This is a genomic window from Streptomyces sp. PH9007 (genome assembly GCF_059813725.1).
Genome location: NZ_CM187440.1, coordinates 6,022,004 through 6,040,992 on the forward strand (window position 1 = coordinate 6,022,004; position 18,989 = coordinate 6,040,992).

Genomic DNA, 18,989 nt, shown 5'->3' on the forward strand with positions numbered 1-18,989 from the left:
GCGGGACCCCGTGCGCGTGCCGTCCGGCCGTTCCCCGGTTGCCCGGCGACGGACAGCGGAGGGCCGGTCAGCGGAGCGTGATGCGGTGCTCCAGGGCTGGTCAGGGGGCCGTCGGCCTGTTACGGTCCAACTGGTCCTACCAGTTGGACCACATACGGGACGAGACATAGTACGCAAAGAGAGTCGAGGACGAGGATGTCCACGAGCAGCCAGCCGGTCAGCCGGCGCTCCTTCGGGAAGCTCGCCGCCGTCGCCGCCGCGGCGGTCGCGGGCGGGGCGGCGCTCAGCTCCTGTTCGGCCCGGGGCGGCTCCGCGTCGCCCAACGCGCCGCTGCGCGTCATGGCCATCAACCACGTCTGGTCGCAGGCGATCAGCGGCCGGGTCGCCGAGCTGGAGGAGCGGATCGGGCGCCGGGTGTCGATCACGATGCTCACCGCCGACCAGCTCGCCAGCAGTTACAACGTGAAACTCAACGCCTCCGCCACGGACGTCGACGTCATGATGGTCCGCGCGCTCCAGGAACAGCTGCTGTTCGCGCACAACGGCTGGCTGACCGACCTCACCGACCGCGCCACGGGCGACGCGGCGTACGACTGGTCCGATTTCCAGGACGCCCCGCGCGAACGCTCGGTCACCGACGGCCGGGTGCTGAGCGTCCCGGTGGTGACGGAGCGCCCCGCCCTGTACTACCGCAAGGACCTAGTGGAGCGGTTCGGCGGGCCACCCGGCACCCTGGACGACCTGCTGGAGATGTCGCTCGAACTGGCCGACCGGGGCAAGGGCCTCTTCGGCTACGTCGGACGGGGACAGCGCAGCGGCGCCGTCAGCCAGTGGTCCAGCTTCCTGTACTCCTACGGCGGCGACTTCACCGTCGACGGCCGCTCCGCCATCGCCACACCGCAGGCCATCGCCGCCTACGAGCTGTACGGCGGGCTGCTGGAACGGACCGGGCCGCCCGGAGCCACCAACATGAGCCTGGAACAGGCCATGCCGATCTTCGCCCAGGGCAAGGCCGCCTTCTACATCGACGCGGACGCCATCTACACCAACTTCCTCGACCCGAAGATCTCCACCGTCCAGGACACCGTCGGCTTCGCCCCGTTCCCGGCCGGCCCGGCGGGCTCCCGGCCGCACAACATCCCCTCCTGGAGCCTGGCCGTCAACGAGTTCTCCCTGCTGCGGGACGACGCCTGGGAGTTCATCCGCTGGGCCTCCAGCCCCGAGATGGTCGCCTCCCTCCAGGCCGACGGGATCCCCGGCGCCCGCAGCTCCGCCTGGTCCGACGCGCGGACGCTCACCTCCTTCCCCGCCGACCTCGCCGAGGCGATGCGGATCAACGCCGAGAACGGGATCGGCCACGACCGCCCCGAGGTGCTGCAGGTCGGCCGCGCCCGGGACATCGTCGGCCAGCCGCTGGTGGCCGGAATCCTCGGCAAGTCCGTGCCCGGAGTCGCCCGCGACGCGAACGCCGAGTTCGACGACTTCCTCGTCCGCGACAACCGCCACCGGGAGCCCTGATGTCCACCACCCAGACCCGGCCCCGGCCCACCGCCGCCCGGCGCCCGCCCGGCTCCCGGCCCCCGCGCACGTTCGAGCAGGCCAACCGCCGCCTCAAGTGGGCGATGCTGGCCCCGGCGCTCGGCTTCGTCGGACTGATGATCGTCTTTCCGCTGCTGTTCACGCTCAACCTCGGCTTCACCGACGCCTTCGGCGCCGTCAACGCCGACAAGAGCTGGATCGGCCTGCAGAACTTCCAGGACGCGCTCGCCGACTCCCGCCGCTTCTGGCCCGCCGCCCAGCGCACCGTCATCTTCACCGTCGGCGCCGTGCTGATCGAGACCGTGCTCGGCCTGGCACTGGCCATGCTGATGCGCAAGGCGTTCCGCGGCATGCGGTGGGTGCGCACCATCCTCATCATCCCGCTGCTCACCACCCCGGTCGCCATCGGCATCCTGTGGCTGCTGATCCTCGACCCGACCAACGGCATCGCCAACCACCTGCTGGAATCCATCGGCCTGCCGCCCCAGGAGTTCCTCGGCTCGGTCAGCCAGTCCCTGCCCACCCTCATGTTCATCGACGTGTGGCAGTGGACGCCGATGATGACCCTGCTGCTGCTCGCCGGCCTGTCCACCCTGCCCGAGGAGCCCGAGGAAGCGGCGAAGGTCGACGGCGCGGACGCCTGGCAGCGGTTCCGGCACGTCGTGCTGCCGATGCTCCTGCCGACGCTGATGACCGCGCTCGTCCTGCGCTCCGTGGACGCGCTGAAGACGTTCGACATCCTCTACGCCACCAAGGGCCCCGGCGGCGGCTCGGACTTCGAGGCCGAGACCCTCAACGTCTACGCCTACGGCCTCACCTTCGACTACCAGGAGTACGGGCTCGCCTCGGCGGTGCTGGTGCTCTTCACGCTCTTCATCATCGGCGTCGTGGTCCTCCTGCGCCGCCGCGCCGGAAAGAAGGAAGCATGAGTACCCACTCCGCCGGCGCGGTCCGCAGCCGTCTGGGCCTGCTGCGGGGCATCGCGGTCATCGCCGTCTCGCTGATCTTCGCCCTGCCCATCGTGTGGATGTTCGCCGCCGCCTTCAAGACCAATGTGCAGGTCACCGACCCCGGCGTCGGGCTGATCTTCTCGCCGACCTTCGAGAACTTCCGCAACGTCCTGGAGGACGGCGAGATCCTGCGCTCGCTGCGCAACTCGCTGATCGTGGGCGGCGTCTCCACCGCGCTGTCCGCACTGATCGCGGTACCGGCCGCCTGGGCCGTCGGCCGGTTCCGGATGCACCGCACCGGCTCGCTGGTCCTGGTCGCCCGCATCGTCCCGGCCGTCTCCCTGCTGGTGCCCTGGTACTACCTGTTCGCCCAGGCCGGGCTGGTCGGCAGCTACACCGTCCTGATCCTCAGCCACATGTTCGTCTCGGTCCCGCTGATCCTGTGGATCATGATCGGCTTCTTCGAGGGCCTTCCGGTGGAGCTGGAGGAGGCCGCCCGGACCGACGGGCTCACGGCCTTCGGCGCGTTCTGGCGCATCGCGCTGCCGCTGGCCGCGCCCGGCACCGCGACGGCCTCGCTGCTCGCGTTCGTCTCCAGCTGGAACAACTTCATGTTCGCGCTGATCTTCGCCGACGAGACCACCCAGACGGCGCCGGTCACCCTGTTCAACTTCATCTCCTACGCCAGCACCGACTGGGGCGGCCTGATGGCCGTGGCCACCTTGATGACCGTCCCGGTCGTCATCGCCGCCCTCATCGGACAGAAATACCTCGTGGCCGGCCTCACCGCCGGCGCCACCAAGGGCTGACCAGCCACACCCCACACACCCCAGGAAGACCACTTCATGAAGATCGTCGACGCGAAGGTCGTCGTCACCAGCCCGGGCCGCAACTTCGTGACGCTGCGCATCACGACCGACGAAGGCCTCACCGGTCTCGGAGACGCCACCCTCAACGGGCGCGAACTCTCGGTGGCCAGCTACCTCACCGACCATGTGGTGCCGCTGCTGATCGGCACGGACCCGCACCGGATCGAGGACACCTGGCAGTACCTGTACCGGGGCGCGTACTGGCGCCGCGGGCCGGTGACGATGGCCGCGATCGCCGCCGTCGACGTCGCGCTGTGGGACATCAAGGCCAAGGCCGCCGGGCTCCCGCTCTACCAGCTGCTGGGCGGCGCAAGCCGGGAGCGGGTACGCGCCTACGGGCACGCCAGCGGCCGGGACATCCCCGAACTGCTGGACTCCGTCCGCGCCCGGCAGGCCCAGGGCTACCAGGCGATCCGCGTGCAGACCGGAGTGCCGGGGCTGAAGAACGTCTACGGCGTCCGCCCGGACCTGTCGGTCTCCGACCAGCTGCCGCGCCCGGTGGTCGAGGACTGGGACACCCCCGCCTACCTGCGGCACCTGCCCCGCGTCCTGGAGGCGGTCCGCGCGGAGTTCGGCCCCGACCTGCCGCTGCTGCACGACGCGCACCACCGGCTCACCCCGATCCAGGCGGCGCGGCTGGGCAAGGAGGTGGAGCCCTACGACCTGTTCTGGCTGGAGGACTGCACCCCGGCCGAGAACCAGGAGGCGCTGCGGCTGGTGCGCCGGCACACCACGACGCCGCTGGCGATCGGCGAGGTGTTCAACACCGTCTTCGACTACCAGACGCTGGTGAACGAACAGCTCATCGACTACGTGCGCTCCGCGGTGACGCACTTCGGCGGCGTCACCCCGCTGAGGAAGCTGTTCGACTACGCGGCGCAGTACCAGATCAAGAGCGCCATCCACGGACCCGAGGACATCTCACCGGTCGGCATGGCCGCCGCGATCCACCTCGACCTGGCGATCCACAACTTCGGCATCCAGGAGTACTCGGGGCACTCCGCGCTCACCGAGCAGGTGTTCCGGCACGCCTACACCTTCGCCGACGGGCACCTGCACCCGGGAGAGGAGCCGGGCATCGGCGTCGAACTCGACGAGGAGCTGGCGGCCGCCCATCCGTACCGGGCCGCCTACCTGCCGGTCAACCGGCTGGCCGACGGCTCCGTCCACGACTGGTGAACGGCACCGGCACCCGGCTCCCGCACGGCCGGGACGGCGCGCGCCCCCCGGTCGCGCCGACGACCGCCCGATGACCGCCCCGAGAAGACAAGGAGACCGTCGTGCCCGACGGAACTGAAACGACGCCACCGTCCGCGCTGCTCGCCGCACTGGGTGCCCAGCGCCTCCTGCCGGTGCTGCGCTCGCCGGACGTCCCCGCCGCCGTGGCGGCGGTGACCGCCCTGGTCGACGCGGGCTGCCGCGTCGTCGAGCTGACCACCTCGACCCCCGATTGGGAGCGCGCCCTGGCCGAGTGCCGGGACCGGCACCGCCGGCCGGCGGGGGAGGGCGGTGCTCCGCCGCTGCTGGGCGTGGGTACGGTGACCACCGCCGAGCAGGCGGCGGCGGCGATCGGCGCCGGCGCGGACTTCCTGGTCTCGCCCTTTCCGGCACCGGCCGTGCGGGCCGTGGCGGCCCGGGCCGGAACGGCGTTCGTCGAGGGCGGCTTCACCCCGGCCGAGGTCGCCGACGCGGCCGGGCGCGGACCGGCGAAGATCTTCCCCGCGCACGTCGGCGGACCGCGGTTCGTCGCCTCGCTGCGGGCCGTGCTGCCGCAGGCGTCCCTCATCCCGACCGGCGGCATAGCGATCGAGGAGGCCCCGGCCTATCTGGCGGCCGGCGCCCTGGCCGTCGGCGTCGGCTCGGGCCTGCCCGAGGACCCGGCCGCCCTCGCCCGGCTGTTCGGAGGAGCACGGTGAGCGACTACGACGTCGTCCTGATCGGCGAGATCCTCGTCGAGTTCTACTGCGAGGGCCCGCCCGTCGACCAGGCGCAGCTGCGGCTCGGCTTCTCCGGTGACGTGCTGAACGCCGCAGCGGCGGCCTCCGCCGCCGGCGCGCGCACCGCCATCCTGACCGCCGTGGCCGACGACCAGCTCGGCGACGCCCTCGTCGAGCGGGTCCGGGCTCTGGGGGTGGACACCGCGCTGATCCGGCGCGTCCCGGCCGGCAACGGTGCCTATCTGCTGCACGGAGACCTCAGCGGCGAACGCGAGTTCACCTACTGGCGTACCGCGAGCGCCGCCTCCGGGCTCGGCGTCGCCGACATCGAACGCGAACGCGCGGCGCTGGCCGGCACCCGGGCCCTGGTCGCCTCGGGCGTCGGCAGCGCGCTGTCGGACAGCTGCCGGGACGCCATCCTGGCCGCTGCCCGGATCGCGGCGGCGGGGGGCGCCGCCGTGGTGTACGACCCCAACTTCCGTGCCCGGCTGACGACTCCGGAGCGGGCCCGGGCGGCCCTGGCCGAACTGGCCCCGCACTGCGCGCTCATCACCCCATCCTGCCCCTCGGACGCGCGGGCGCTGCTCGGCACGGCGGATCCGCTCACCGCCGCCGAGGCCGTCCTCGCCCTCGGGGCGCGCGCCGCCGCGGTCACCTCGGGCGCCGACCAGGTGATCGTCGCGGGCGTGGGCGCGGGGGAGCCGCTCACCCTGCCGGTCCCGACGGTGGCCGACGCCGTCGACGCCACCGGCGCGGGCGATGTCCTCACCGGAACGACGGCCGCACGTCTGGCCCTGGGCGACCCGCTGCCGACGGCGGTGAGCCTGGGTATCGGCGCCGCCTCGCTGTCGGTCACCGGCTGGGGCGGCACGGGCCGCATCCCCAGCCTGACGGAGTCCCGGGCCGCCGCCCCCGCCGTCCGGGCCTGAGGACGCGGCCGGCGCCGGAGTTCCGGCACCATTTCTCACACTCCGCAGCCGAGATGGCGCTGTCCGTGAGACAGTTGACCGTCCGTCCCACAGGAGCGGACCGGATCGGACGGCGAACGGACAGGCCGACCGGCGACCGGTGAGAAGGGCTGCGGAGCATGCTGGACGACGCGTTCGGTCAGGAGCCGCGGTGGGACCCGCGCCTCTTTCCCCCCGCCTCCCGCGCGCCACGCGCCGTACAGACCGCCCACATGCTCCGCGACCCGCGCGGATTCGGGCTCTCGCTGCGGCGGCGGTTCGGGCCGGTCTTCTCCGCACGCGTGCACCCCTACCGCGCGGCGCTGGTGTGTGCCACGGACGCCGCGACCAACCGTGCCGTGCTCACCGACCACGAGCGGTTCGTCGGCGGCCGGGCGACCGCCCTGCTGCGACCGGCGCTGGGGGAGGGCTCACTGATCTGCACACCCCCGCCGCGCCATCTGCCGCACCGCAGACTGCTGTTGCCCCCCTTCCAGGGAAAGCAACTGGCCGGCTGGGAAGACCGCGTCCGCGACGTCGTCCGCACCGCGCTGCCGGGCCTGCTGACCGGCGGAGACCGCCCGACACGGCCCTGGGCACAACGGCTGACCCTGGAGGTGGTGCTGCGGGTCGTCTTCGGCCTGCGGGATCCGGCACGGGTCGCGGTATTCCGGGACGCGTTGACGGCGTTCGCCGGGACCGGCAACGTCTCCACCCTCTTCCTGCCCGCGCCGCTGCGCCGCGATCTGGGACGCTTGTCCCCGGGCGGCCGTTTCGGACGACTCCTGTCGCACGTACGGGAGTTGATTCGGGAGGAGATCGCCGCCCGCCGCGAGGTGGCCGATCGCAAAAGCCGCGACGACGTCCTGTCCACGCTGCTGGACCGTTACGACGCCGGCCCCGGCGACCGGCGGCTGCTGGATGAGCTGACCGGGCTGGTCCTGGCCGGCTACGAGACCACGGCGACCACCATCGCCTGGACCCTCCACCTCCTCGCCCACCACGGCACCGCGCGGGATGACCTGGTGGCCGATCTCGACGCGGGCTCGGACCGGTTGCTCAAGGCGGTCATCAAGGAGTCCGGCCGACTCCGGCCCGCCGTCTACAACGCCATGCGCACCGCCGCCCAGGACACCTCCCTGGGCGGACACCCGGTTCCGCGGCACGCGTTCGTCGCGGCGCTGTTCCCGATCACGCACCTCGACCCCGAACTGTGGCCGCGGCCCCACGCCTTCCGGCCCGAACGCCACCTCGGCGCCGACCCTCCGCCGTACGCGCTCACCCCCTTCGGCGGCGGCCTGCGGCGCTGTATCGGGGTACCGCTGGCCCAGCTGGAGACCGAGATCGTGGTCACCGAGGTGCTGGCCCGGGCCGTGCCCGAACCGGCCGGCCCGCCGGAACCGGCACGGCTGGCCGCGGTCACCCTGGTCCCCGCGCGCGGAGGACGCGTCCGGTTCCGCCGCAGGGGGGCGTTGTGACGGAGCGGCGAAGGGCGCGGCCGGTGGAGGGACCCGCGTCCGCCACCTGACACCGGGCCGGCCTGCCGGGCGCCGCCGGTGCGCGTACCCGCCCCGACGGCGCGCCCGGCCCGGCGAACCGCTCGGGTGATCCCGTGCGTTGGGATACCGGACCACCGGACTACCGGACCACGGGATCCCCCTCGACCCGGTCAAGGTCCGCCCTGCGCAGCGCCCCCTCCCAATCGCCCGGGTGGCGACAGGCGGCGGCCCCGGTGCGCACGGCACGTCCGAGGGCGTCGCCCACGGCCCGGCCCTCCAGCCGCGCGGAGATGTAGCCCGCGACGAACGCGTCCCCCGCCCCGACGGTGTCCGCGACGGTGACGGGTACGGCGTCGCGCCATTCCCAGCCCGCCGATGTCGCGGCGCCGGCGCCCAGGGAACCGCACTTGACCACGGACTCGCCCGGACCGAGGGCGAGTACGGCGCGGGCGAGCGCCTCGGCACCGCCGGGACCGCCGGAACGGCCCACCACGGCGCCCAGTTCGTCGTCACCGCCGAAGACCACGTCCGCGAGGGAGATCACCTCCCGGTAGCGGGGGATGGCGGCCGGGTAGTCCCACAGGCGTGCGCGGTGGTTGATGTCGAAGGAGACGGTGGTGCCGGCGGCGCGCGCGATGCCGACCGCGTGGCGGATCGCGTCCGCCGCCGTGGCGGACAGCGCGAGCGGGATCCCCGTGACGTGGAGCCAGGCGGCCCCGGCGACCCCGAGCCGGTCGATGTCCCGCGGGCACAGGCGGCTCCCGGCGCTTGCCGCCCGGTAGAAGCGCACGACGGTGCGCCCGGGGTCGGAGGCGTCCTTGAGCATCAGCCCGGTGGGGGCCGACGGGTCGGTGATCGCCAGCGTGTCCACGCCCTCGGCCCGCAGCTCGCGGCGGATGCGCGCCCCGAGTTCGTCGTCGCCGACCCGGCCCAGCCACGCGACGTCGTGGCCGAGCCGCGCGAGCCCGATCGCGACGTTCGCCTCCGCGCCACCGGTGCTGATCCGGGCGGACGCCGCGCGTTCGAAACCGTCCGGACCCGCGGTACGGATCATCCCCAGTGATTCGCCGAGGGTGACGACACGTCCGCTCACCGCGCGGACCTCCTCGCCGCCGCCACCTGCCCGATCGCGCGGCGGGCGCGCTCGCGCAGCGCGCCGGTGTCGCCGCCGCGCAGCGCGTCCCCCAGGAGGGGCCCGCCCAGGCTGACGGCGCCCGCTCCGGCCCGGATCCACGCGGGGATGTCGTCGAGGCCGACCCCTCCGGAGGGCATCGTCGACAGCCCGGGGAAGGGCCCGGAGAGCTGCCGCAGGTAGTCGGGGCCGACGGTCGCGGCCGGGAAGATCTTGACCGCCGCGGCCCCCGCCGCCCACACCGTGTGCACCTCGGTGGGGGTCAGCGCGCCAGGAACGATGGGCGTCCCTTCCCGGACGGCGGCCTCGACGAGGCCCGGGTCGGCGACCGGAGTGACCAGGAACGCGGCCCCCGCGCCGACGGACGCCCGCAGGTCGCGCTCCGTCAGGACCGTGCCCACCCCGATGTGTGCCTCGGGCAGCGCGGCGCGCAGCGCGGGCAGCGCGTCGAGGGTGCCCGGCGTCGTCAGGGTGACTTCGAGGGCGGTGACGCCCCCGGCGACCAGGGCCCGGCAGACCGGCAGATACCGGTCGGCGTCCTCCGCGCGCAGCACCGCGACGACGCCGCCGCGCACCACGGCGTCCGGAAGTGCGGGGCGTGCCGTCATGCGGGCCTCCTGGCTGCCTCGATGATCTCCAGCCCGCGTACGCAGTCCCGGGGATCCACCGGGAGCGGCGCTCCGGAGGTGAGCGCGTCGCCCAGGGCCCGGTAGAAGGCCAGGTGCTCGCCGGGCAGCAGCGGGGTGGGGCGCTCGCCGTCGGGTGTCGCGAGCAGCGCGGTGCGGCCGTCCGCGTGGACGCCGAAGCCCGGGTCCAGCGGACGCAGCCCGGCCTTCGACTGCGGCTCCTGGGGGTCGAGGCCGTGCGAGGTGAGGACACCGCGCGAGCCGAGCACCCGGAAACGGGGCCTGTTGGCGGGGGCCGTCGCGCTCATCCAGAGCCGTGAGCGCACGCCGCTCGCGTGGGTGAGCGCGAGGAACGCGTCGTCGTCGGCCGCGGCGCCGGGGCGGCGCCGGTCCAGCTCGGCGTGGACGCCGACGACGTCCCCGAACAGCAGGAGCGCCTGGTCGATGAGATGGGGACCCAGATCGAAGAGGATGCCGCCCCCCTCCCCGGGGGTCGCGATGTCCTTCCAGCGCCGGGTGAGAGTGGGCGCCCACCACTCGAAGGCGGACTCGAACTGGTGGACCTCACCGATGTCCCCCGCTGCCAGGGCCCGGCGGAGGGTGAGGAAGTCACCGTCCCAGCGCCGGTTCTGGAAGACGGTGAGCGGAACTCCGGCCGCCTCGGCCTCCTCGACGAGGGAGTGCGCCTCCGTGCTGGATATCCCCAGGGGCTTGTCGATCACGATCGGGATTCCGGCGGCGATGGCGCGCCGCGCCAGCGGGGCGTGGGTGCTGTTGGGGCTCGTGATCACGATGAGGTCGAGATCGTCACGGGCGAACACCTCGTCCGGGCCGGAGAGGATGTCGGCCCGCGGGTACGCGCCGGCCGCGGCGGCGACCCGCCCCGGGTCGGTGGTCACGATCGCGGAGACGGTGAAGCGCGGCTCGGCGGTGAGCAGCGGCGCGTGGAAGACGCGTCCGCCGGTGCCGAAGCCGATGATCGCGGTACGGATGGTCATGGGGGTTCTCCTGGCGGGGGCGGTCAGCGGGGGCCGATGTCGGTGGGCAGGGTGCCGGCGATGCGGTCGATCTCATCGAACAGGCCGTCCGGGATGTCCCGTTCGATGGCGGCGACGCTCGCGGCGATGCGCTCGGGCCGGGAGACGCCGACGATGGTGGTGGCGATCCGGGGGTCGCGGGCGGAGAACTGCAGGGCCGCGGCGGCCAGCGGCACACCGGCCTCCGCGCACAGCGCCTCGATCGCGCGGATCGCGTCCAGGAGCACCCGCGGCGCCTCCCGGTACCCGTAGCGGGTGGACGCCGCGGTACCGGTGGCGAGGATCCCGCCGCCCAGCACGGCCGCGTTGACGACGCCCATGCCGCGCTCCACCGCCCTGTCGATCAGTGGTCCGGCGGTCCGGTTGACGAGCGTCCACCGGTTGTGGGTCAGCAGGACGTCGAAGTGCCCGGTGTCCACGTATTCGGAGATGATCGCCGTGTCGCCGCCCGCGACGCCGATGGCGCCGGCGATCCCCTCGTCCTTGAGCGCCCGCACCACGTCCACCGGCCCGCCGGGTGCTGTCGCCTCGGCGAAGGTCGTGTTCTCCGGGTCGTGGAGGTACAGGAGCGGGACCCGGTCGACGCCGAGGCGCTCCAGGCTTCCCTCGATCGCGCGGCGCAGCTGCGCTCCGGAGAAGTCACCGGTCTCCAGGTCCCGGGTGACCTTCGTGGCCAGGACGTAGTCCTCGGGCAGTCCGCCGACCCGCCGCAGCGCGGCGCCGATGCGCCGCTCCGATTCACCGTCGCTGTAGGCGCACGAGGTGTCGATCGAGCGGATCGGCCCGGTGAGGGCCGCGACGGCGGTGGCGATGCCGTCCTCGGCGCTCACCTCGTAGCCGAAGTTCTTCGGCATGGAGCCCAGCGGGGCACCGCCGACGCTCAGCGGGGTCGGCGCCAGGCCGGTGCTCCCGAGGGGGCGTGGTGTCCACTCCATGGGTCAGTCCTCCGGGGTGTTCCAGTCGAAGAAGGTGTGCGCGCCGGGTTCCAGGTGGGCGGCCGCGGCCTCCCGGTCGATCTCGACGCCGAGGCCGGGGCCGTCCCCGACGGTGACGTGTCCGTCGACGACGATCGGCGAGCCGAGGCCGTGGACGATGTCGTACCACCAGGGGTCGGCGGCGGTCGGGTACTCGAAGGCGATGAGGTTGTCGGGCAGGGTCGCGGACACCTGGATGAGCGCGGCCAGGCCGAGCAGGCCGCCGCTGACGCCGTGCGGCGCGATGCCGATCCCGTACAGGTCGGCGAACTCGGCGATCCACTTCAGTTCGGCGAGCCCGCCCACGTCCCCCGGGTCGGGCCCGATGATCCGCACGGCGCGCTGTTCGATGAGCTCGCGGAAGTTCTGCCGCAGGTAGAGCTGTTCCCCGGTGTGTGTCGGGACCGAGGCCGCGGTGGTCACCTCGCGGTACCCGGCGACGTCGTTCCAGGGGACGAAGTCACCGGTGAGCAGGTCCTCCGCCCAGGCGATGTCGAACGGTTCCAGCGCGCGGAGCACGGCGATCGCGTCGGGGACCGTCCAGCCGGGGCCCATGTCGAGCGCGAGCCTGCGGTGCGGTCCGACGACCTCCTTCATGGCCGCGACGGTGTCGATGATGTGGCTGATCCCACTGGGCGTGAGGGAGCCGCGGTTGGGGTGCAGCGGGCCCTCGCGGAGTTCCCCGTACAGGAAGCCGGGGGTGTGCTGGGCCATGAACCCGTGCAGCCCCACGCCCTCCTTGAAGATCGAGAAACCCTCCGGCGACTCGGTCATGTACCGCATCGACGCCGCGTAGTCCTCCGGCGTGTGATTGCCCAAAGTGGTACGGATGCCGCCGTTGTACACGCGGACGCGATCGCGGACCTTGCCGCCCAGCAGACGGTGCACCGGCACACCGAGCGCGCGCCCCGCCACGTCCCACAGGGCGATCTCGATGGCCGAGACGACCGCGCCCCAGGGCTTGGCCGCGCCCATGCGGCGGATGCGCAGCATGCACCGCTCGACCTCCGTCGGGTCCGCGCCCAGCAGCAGGGGCCGGTACACCTCCAGGGTGCGGGCGACGGCGAGCGGCTTGGAGAACTCGATCTCCGCGAAGCCGTCGACGCCCTCGTCCGTGACGATCCGTACGATCGGGCTGCGGCCGATCCGCGCACACCGGATGTCGGTGATCCTCATCCCTTGACCGCTCCACTTGTCAGGCCGCCGACGAAGTACCGCTGCATCACGACGAACAGCACCACGATCGGCAGGGTCAGCACGACGGAGGCGGCCATCGTGGCACCCCAGTCGACGTTGAACTCGTTCGCGAACTCCGTCAGCGCCACCGGCGCGGTGCGGGCGCGGGAGGAACTGGTCATCACCGAGGCGAACAGGAACTCGTGCCAGGACTGGAGGAAGGCGAACATGCCGGCCGCGGCGAGCCCCGGCGCGCAGATCGGCAGCGTCACATAGGTGACGGCGTCCAGCCGGTTCCCGCCGTCGATCCGCGCGGCTTCCTCCAGCTCGATGGGGATCGCGGCGATCTGGTTGCGCACCATCCACGTCACGAGCGGCACCGTGATCGCCAGGTGCGCGAAGGCGAGCCCGACCGTCGTGTCCAGCAGCTGCGCCGAGGACACGAACCGGTACAGCGGCAGCAGCACCACGGTCAGCGGCACGACCTGCCCGAGCAGAATGATCAGCGCGAGCGGCCGGGAGCCGCGGAACCGGAAGCGCGCGAGGGCGTAGCCGGCGCTGAAGCAGAAGATCAGCGTGGCGAGCGCGACGAGCCCTCCGACGACGATCGAGTTGAACAGCGCCCGCGGCATGCTGGAGTCCGTGAAGACGGTGCTGTAGTTGTCCCACGTCCAGCTCTGCGGAAGCAGCGTGGCCGGTACGGCGAAGATGTCCGAGCGCGGCTTGAACGAGGTGAAGACCATGACCGCCACGGGGGCGAGGCTCCAGAACAGGAGCATCGCGAGCAGAATCCAGATGCCGGCGCCCGGGGCGCTCCGGCGTATGAACCGGTTCACGACTGCTCCTGAAGGTCGGTGCGCATGGTGCGGGCGAACAGGACGGCGAACAGCGCGCCGATGATCAGCTGGACGAGAGCCACGGCGTACACCAGGGTCTCGTCCCCGTTCTGGAACGCCTGGTAGAGCAGGATGGGCAGAATCGTGGACGCGCCGGCCGGGCCGCCGCTGGTGGTGACGTAGATGATCGTGAACGAGTTCAGCGCCCAGATCGCCAGGGTCAGCACACAGATGCCGGTGGTGGTGCGGATGGCGGGCAGAACGATGTTCCACAGGATCGCGGGGCCGCCCGCGCCGTCCAGCCGGGCCGCCTCGTAGCGTTCCTCGGGGATGCCGCCGAGCGCCGCCGACACCATGAGCATCACGAAGGGCGCGGTCACCCAGATCTGGATGAGGGCGACCGCCCCCAGCACGACATCGGGGTTGGACAGCCAGCGGATGGGCTCGCCGATGACGCCCAGGTCCAGGAGTGTCTGGTTGAGGATTCCGTAGTCGGTGGACAGCGTCCAGCGCCACACCGTGGCCGCGACGACACCGGGGATGATCCACGGAATCATGACCAGCGCCCGCCACAGGGCCACCCCGCGCAGTCGCCTGGACTGCAGGACCAGCGCCCCGAAGCACCCGACGACCATGCCGCCGGCGACGGAGGCGGCCGTCCACACGAAGGTGTTGAGGAAGACACCGCCGATGTCGGGCATGTCGAACAGGCGGATGAGTCCTTGGCCGCCGTCGCTGATCACCCGGGCCACGGTGGTGACGATCGGCACGATCATCAGGGCGGCGGTGAGCAGCAGGGCGGGCACCATGAGCGCCACCGGGTGGCCCGCTCCGCGGCGTCTGCCGGAGGGGCGCACAGCTGTGTTCCGTGTGTTCATGGCCGCCTACTCCGCGAATGCCTGGTCGACGATCCGCTGGATGCCGGCCGCCGCGTCGGCGGCGCTCTCCCGGCCCAGCGCGACTTTCTGGATCCGGTCGTGGACCGCCTGCAGGGGGACGCTCCAGCGCGGGTCGGTGGGAGCGGGGACGGAGTGTTCCGCCAGCTGCTCGGCGTAGGCCACGCGCTCCGGCGTCCGGAACCGGGGGTCCTCGGCGGCGCTGGTGCGGGCCGGGAAGGTCAGGGTGAGGTCCGCCATGTTCCCGGGCTCGGCGAGGAAGGCGACCAGGCTTTCCGCGTTGGCCCTGTGCGGGGACTTCTCCGGTACGACGTGCGCCCACCCCACGCCCAGAGCGGTGCCGGGGCCGTCGGGTCCCGGCAGGAGCGCCGTCGCGATGGGGGCGCCCTGCGACTGGGCCTCGGCGACGTCGAACACGCCGCCGGGGTACATCGCGACGCGGCCCTGGAGGAACAGCTCACGGATGCCGGTGTTGTCCAGTTCGAAGGAGCTGGGGCTGGCCCAGCCCTCCGCGATCCCGCCGCCGATGATCTCGACGGCGGCCTGCGTGGACTCCGGGGTCAGCTCCGGCCGGCCGTCGGTGATCGAGGCGCCCCCGGAGACGGCGAACTCCAGGAAGCGCAGGGTCAGGTCGCTGGGGTCGCCCTGGACCGGCCACGCGGTGCCCACCACGTTTCCCGAGGTGAGGGCGCGGGCGTCCGCCTCGAACTCTTCCCAGGTCGTCGGCGGCCCGTCGAGGCCGGCCGCCGCGAACAGCTCCGGGTTGTAGATGAGGGCGTTGGTGGCCCAGCGGTAGGGGACCGCGTAGGTGGACCCGTCGATGGTCAGGGCGTCGATGAGCCCCGGGGCGAAGTCGTCGGCCGGCAGGCCGGCACCGAACAGACCGCTCAGGTCGGCGAGCTGCCCCTTGCCGGCGTATCCGCGGATCCGGGAGACGGACTCGGTGATCACATCCGGGACGTTTCCGGACTCCAGGGCGACGGAGGTGCGGTTGGCGACCGTGTCCCCGGTGGTCTGGATCAGCTCGACCGTGACGCCTGGGTGCCGGTCCTCGAACTTCTCGACCAGGCCGACAGCCGCCTGGTAGTCCCAGTCCGGCACCCACCACGTCACGACATCCGCGTCCCGCGTCGAGTTCTGGACCACGTTGAGGACAACGGTGCCCGCGAGCGCGACCACCGCCAGCCCCACCGCACCGAGGAATACCCCGGTTCGCGCCTTGACCGCCATTTTCTGCTCCATGCTCGAAAACCCGTCGTTCAACGGGGGCGGAGGCAATGGTGCAACCTGTCATTACAGGATGTCAAGAAGGTGCGTGCTGCACCTCCACGTCCAGCCGGCTGCGATCGCCCCGGTGAAAGCCGGTGAACCGCTCGATCGCCCGCCCGGAACGGTCGAAGGAGACGCTGCGCATGACGAGCACCGGCGCCCCGGGGCTCATCTCCAGCGCCCGCGCGACCTGGTCGGGCGCCTGCTCGGCGACGATGCTCCGGCGGGCCCGCTCGAACCGCACCCCGTACTCGCGCTCCAGAATCCCGAACAGCGACACGTCCTCGATCTGGGCCCGCAGCAGCGGCTCACCGATGTCGCGCGGAAGCTGGGTACGGGTGAACGCCCAGGGCGCGCCGTCGATCTCCCGCACGCGTTCGATCTCGACGACCTCGTCCCCCTCCTCGACGCCGAGATCCGCGGCCACCCGGGCACCGGCGGGCACGAACCCGCGCCGCACGACCCGCGAGTGCTGCGTCCCGGCGCCGCCCTGAATGTCCTCGAAGGACCCGACCAGCGCCCCGCCGAACCCGCGCGAGGTGCGCGGATCGTCGACGAACGTCCCGCGGCCCTTCTCGCGCCGGACCACGCCCTCGTGCTCGAGCTCCTGAAGGGCCTGCCGCACGACCGTCCGCGAGACCTCGTACCGCTCGCACAGCTCGTGGTCCCCGGGCAGCTTGTCGCCCGCCTCCAGGCCCCGGGCGGCGATGTCCGCGAGGATGATCTCCTTGAGCTGGGAGTAGAACGGGAGGGGAGATTGCCGGTCGATGCTCGTGACCGCGGGGACCATCAGCTGCCCTCCTTCGTCGCGGCCGTGGCGCCGCCGGCGGCGCGCAGGGCCCGCACCGCCGCCATCGCCAGATCGTGGTCCTCGCGCACGGAGCCGACCAGGCCCGACACCGCCAGCACGCCGGCGATCCCGCCGGCGACCACGAGGGGCACCGCGCCGCCCGCTACCGCGTACTCCCGGGGGTCCAGCCAGTCGGCCACCCGCCCGCTCACGCGCTGCCGCAGGACGAGTTCGAGTGTCGGGATCTCGTGCAGACGAGCCGAGTTGATCTTGCGGCGGACCCAGTCGTCGTGCTCCGCTGTCGTTCCCTCGCGTGCCGCGTGAAAGACGATCTGGTCGCCACGGGTCACCCGGACCACGACCGGGAGACCGCCGCTCTCGGCCAGCGCGAGCGCCGCCCGGCCCAGCGCGAGGGCGTCGGCGCGCGAGAACCGTTCCAGCTGGCGCTCCCCGGCCTGGGACCGCACCTCCTCAAGGAGACGCGCGTCATCATCCACCTCAACTGCCACCGAATTTCGCTCCCCTCTTGATGTCACGACAGGATATCAATTCCCTCTTGCGCTGATCGGCACTCGCACAGCCCGGGAAACCCGCCCCCGGCGCCGCGCCCGGTCCCCGGAATGACGGGCGATCAGATCGCGCCCCCGCCCCGCTTTTCGCCGCACGCTCTCCCCGTCCACCCCGGGCCGCCCGGTGGTCCTCCGCCCGTGGACAACCTGGTCGCAGATTCCGGAGAATGTTGGCCCCGCGGGGGCGGCCCGGAGCGCCCCTTCCGGCGCTCGTGCGCCGGCCGGGGCCGAGGAGCGGTCCGGGCCTGGAGGAGGTGCCCCGTGCCGGAGGCGAACCGACTGCCGCACAACTGGCTCCACACGCTGGCGATCCTGTTGATGGGGGTAGCGGGCTTCGCGGCGGTCCAGGGGTGGTGGCTGGTCGTCGGTCTGTGGTTCCTGCTCCCGGCCGCACTCGCCCGCCGGCGCCGCGTCCTGGTCCGCCACCAATACGACATCCAGCACATTCGAGGGGATCTCGTCCGCTTCGCCGCGGCGCGCGTCCCGGCCGGGCGCACGGCCCACCTCCACAACTCCGGCGGAAAGCGGGGCGTCATCGTCTGGGGCGGCGTGAACCCCCTGTTCGTCCGAGTCGTCCTGGAGGGCGAAAAGGCCGGCCCCCTCCGGGCGCTGATCACCGCGTACACCATCGACGAAGGCACGGGTACCGTCCTGGCCGAGAACATGACGGTGCCGGTGGTGCCCGATCCCGGCAGCCCCGGAGGCGCCCGGCTCCCCAGGCCGTCCGCACCCTCGCAGGATCGCTCTCTCGCCGGGCAGTGGGGGGTCCGCGCCCGCCGTGCTCTCGCCGGCCCGGCCGAACTTCAGGACCTGTACGCCTTCCTGAAAACCGCCGACACCGTCGAGGTCAGCACGGATCCCGGAAAACCCGACCACCCCTGACCCCGCCGCCCGGCGTGCCCGGGCGGTGGGCCAGAGCGGCTTCGGCTTTTGCCGACTCCCGGAAACACGGGGCGGTTCTCGTCGGTACGGAAACACTGTGGCGGTCCTGGGAACGACCGGCCATGCTCGGGAAGGTGTGGGAGAAGCCGACGGCAGGCAGCCACGAGGAGGCGCTTCCGGCATGGCCGATGAGTACGTGCTGCAAGATGACGATCACCGCAGGGTGGTGCGCATCGGCGACACCGTCCGGCGCCCAGCGCAGCCGTGGACCCCGGCGGTGCACGCATTGCTCCGGTACCTCGAGGAGGTCGGCTTTCCGTACTCCCCACGGGTGCGGGGCATGGACGACGAGGGGCGCGAGATCCTCACCTATCTGGACGGCGAGTCGGGGCCGGCGGGTTGGGCCGGGGTGGTCGACGACCGTGGGCTGATCGCCTTCGCCCGCCTTCTGCGCGCCTACCACGACGCTGTCGCCGGGTTCCGTCTGCCCGAGGGGCTGAGCTGGTGCACCGGAGAGAGCGGCCTCTCTGATGGCGATGTGGTCTGCCACGGCGACTTCGGACCATGGAACGTCGTGTGGCGAGACGCGGACCCCGTGGGGATCCTGGACTGGGACTACGCCCGCCCGGCGGAGCGCCTCCACGACATCGCCTACGCCCTGGAGTACGTGGCCCCGTTCCGCGACGACGTCGAATGCCTGCGATGGCTGCGCTACCCCCGGCCACCCGACCGCCGGCGCCGGATGGAACTCTTCGCCGCCGCCTACGGCCTCACCTCCACCGCCGGATTGGCCCAGGCGGTCATCGACGTGCAGGAACGGACCATCCAGCAGGTTCGCCAACTGGCCGAGCAGGGAATCCAGCCCCAGGCTCTCTGGGTCGCCGCTGGTCATCTCGACGACCTGACGCGACGGGTCACCTGGAGCCGGGCCCACCGTCACCTCTTCGTGTGACCGTCGCACCATCTGATATTCAGAATCCCTTCCTCGGGCGAGCGGTGGCCGTTGTTCCCGTCGGCGGCGGTGACCGGACGGTGAAGCCTCGCCCCGCGCGGTCGGACCG

19 protein-coding genes are annotated in these 18,989 nt (G+C 72.4%); 9 read left to right on the top strand and 10 right to left on the bottom strand.

What is annotated here, in order from left to right:
* Positions 1–195: 195 nt before the first annotated feature.
* From ACTFAP_RS27460 to ACTFAP_RS27490, 7 genes are all read left to right on the top strand, one after another.
* Complete coding sequence (locus tag ACTFAP_RS27460; protein ID WP_495682810.1) at positions 196–1,518, top strand: extracellular solute-binding protein; 1,323 nt, start codon at positions 196–198, stop codon at positions 1,516–1,518.
* A complete protein-coding gene (locus ACTFAP_RS27465; protein ID WP_436977626.1) occupies positions 1,518–2,468 on the top strand; it encodes a carbohydrate ABC transporter permease in 951 nt (316 codons plus the stop codon). Before ACTFAP_RS27460 ends, ACTFAP_RS27465 begins: the two co-directional genes overlap by 1 nt.
* Entirely contained in the window at positions 2,465–3,298 is an 834-nt protein-coding gene (locus tag ACTFAP_RS27470; protein WP_390121131.1) for a carbohydrate ABC transporter permease, read from the top strand. The genes ACTFAP_RS27465 and ACTFAP_RS27470 overlap by 4 nt, the downstream gene beginning before the upstream one ends.
* 36 nt (positions 3,299–3,334) lie before the next feature.
* Positions 3,335–4,537, top strand: coding sequence for a D-mannonate dehydratase ManD (gene manD / locus ACTFAP_RS27475; RefSeq protein WP_500467707.1), 1,203 nt, complete (start codon positions 3,335–3,337; stop codon positions 4,535–4,537).
* A gap of 101 nt (positions 4,538–4,638) precedes the next feature.
* Positions 4,639–5,274, top strand: coding sequence for a bifunctional 4-hydroxy-2-oxoglutarate aldolase/2-dehydro-3-deoxy-phosphogluconate aldolase (locus ACTFAP_RS27480; RefSeq protein WP_500467708.1), 636 nt, complete (start codon positions 4,639–4,641; stop codon positions 5,272–5,274).
* Complete coding sequence (locus ACTFAP_RS27485; protein ID WP_500467709.1) at positions 5,271–6,224, top strand: PfkB family carbohydrate kinase; 954 nt, start codon at positions 5,271–5,273, stop codon at positions 6,222–6,224. Before ACTFAP_RS27480 ends, ACTFAP_RS27485 begins: the two co-directional genes overlap by 4 nt.
* Positions 6,225–6,382: 158 nt before the next feature.
* On the top strand, positions 6,383–7,720 hold the full coding sequence (locus ACTFAP_RS27490; RefSeq protein WP_500467710.1) for a cytochrome P450: 1,338 nt from the start codon (positions 6,383–6,385) through the stop codon (positions 7,718–7,720).
* A gap of 160 nt (positions 7,721–7,880) precedes the next feature.
* On the opposite strand, the gene ACTFAP_RS27495 is transcribed toward ACTFAP_RS27490, so the two are convergent.
* The 10 genes from ACTFAP_RS27495 to ACTFAP_RS27540 form a co-directional block, all read right to left on the bottom strand.
* A complete protein-coding gene (locus ACTFAP_RS27495) occupies positions 7,881–8,834 on the bottom strand; it encodes a PfkB family carbohydrate kinase (RefSeq protein WP_495682815.1) in 954 nt (317 codons plus the stop codon).
* Positions 8,831–9,481, bottom strand: coding sequence for a bifunctional 4-hydroxy-2-oxoglutarate aldolase/2-dehydro-3-deoxy-phosphogluconate aldolase (locus ACTFAP_RS27500; RefSeq protein ID WP_495682816.1), 651 nt, complete (start codon positions 9,479–9,481; stop codon positions 8,831–8,833). The genes ACTFAP_RS27495 and ACTFAP_RS27500 overlap by 4 nt, the downstream gene beginning before the upstream one ends.
* Entirely contained in the window at positions 9,478–10,497 is a 1,020-nt protein-coding gene (locus ACTFAP_RS27505; RefSeq protein WP_495682817.1) for a Gfo/Idh/MocA family protein, read from the bottom strand. Before ACTFAP_RS27505 ends, ACTFAP_RS27500 begins: the two co-directional genes overlap by 4 nt.
* Positions 10,498–10,520: 23 nt before the next feature.
* Positions 10,521–11,471 (bottom strand): aldo/keto reductase, encoded by a 951-nt coding sequence (locus ACTFAP_RS27510; protein ID WP_500467711.1) that lies wholly within the window; start codon positions 11,469–11,471, stop codon positions 10,521–10,523.
* 3 nt (positions 11,472–11,474) lie between these two features.
* Positions 11,475–12,686 (bottom strand): enolase C-terminal domain-like protein, encoded by a 1,212-nt coding sequence (locus ACTFAP_RS27515; RefSeq protein WP_495682819.1) that lies wholly within the window; start codon positions 12,684–12,686, stop codon positions 11,475–11,477.
* The gene (locus ACTFAP_RS27520) at positions 12,683–13,522 is read right to left on the bottom strand and encodes an ABC transporter permease subunit (RefSeq protein ID WP_495682820.1); all 840 of its coding nucleotides are present in this window, start codon (positions 13,520–13,522) and stop codon (positions 12,683–12,685) included. The genes ACTFAP_RS27515 and ACTFAP_RS27520 overlap by 4 nt, the downstream gene beginning before the upstream one ends.
* Positions 13,519–14,400 carry an ABC transporter permease subunit gene (locus ACTFAP_RS27525; RefSeq protein ID WP_495682821.1) on the bottom strand — a complete coding sequence of 294 codons (882 nt, stop codon included), beginning with the start codon at positions 14,398–14,400 and terminating at the stop codon, positions 13,519–13,521. Before ACTFAP_RS27525 ends, ACTFAP_RS27520 begins: the two co-directional genes overlap by 4 nt.
* Before the next feature lie 6 nt (positions 14,401–14,406).
* On the bottom strand, positions 14,407–15,648 hold the full coding sequence (locus ACTFAP_RS27530; RefSeq protein WP_495682822.1) for an extracellular solute-binding protein: 1,242 nt from the start codon (positions 15,646–15,648) through the stop codon (positions 14,407–14,409).
* Between the two features lie 73 nt (positions 15,649–15,721).
* A complete protein-coding gene (locus ACTFAP_RS27535; protein WP_495682823.1) occupies positions 15,722–16,477 on the bottom strand; it encodes a UTRA domain-containing protein in 756 nt (251 codons plus the stop codon).
* On the bottom strand, positions 16,477–16,986 hold the full coding sequence (locus ACTFAP_RS27540; protein ID WP_495682824.1) for a heme-binding protein: 510 nt from the start codon (positions 16,984–16,986) through the stop codon (positions 16,477–16,479). Before ACTFAP_RS27540 ends, ACTFAP_RS27535 begins: the two co-directional genes overlap by 1 nt.
* A gap of 321 nt (positions 16,987–17,307) precedes the next feature.
* Here ACTFAP_RS27540 and ACTFAP_RS27545 point away from each other — a divergent pair, with 321 nt between their 5' ends.
* Both ACTFAP_RS27545 and ACTFAP_RS27550 read left to right on the top strand, forming a co-directional pair.
* Positions 17,308–17,928 (top strand): hypothetical protein, encoded by a 621-nt coding sequence (locus tag ACTFAP_RS27545; RefSeq protein ID WP_495682825.1) that lies wholly within the window; start codon positions 17,308–17,310, stop codon positions 17,926–17,928.
* Between the two features lie 181 nt (positions 17,929–18,109).
* Positions 18,110–18,880 carry an aminoglycoside phosphotransferase family protein gene (locus ACTFAP_RS27550; RefSeq protein WP_500467712.1) on the top strand — a complete coding sequence of 257 codons (771 nt, stop codon included), beginning with the start codon at positions 18,110–18,112 and terminating at the stop codon, positions 18,878–18,880.
* The last annotated feature ends 109 nt before the right edge of the window (positions 18,881–18,989 follow it).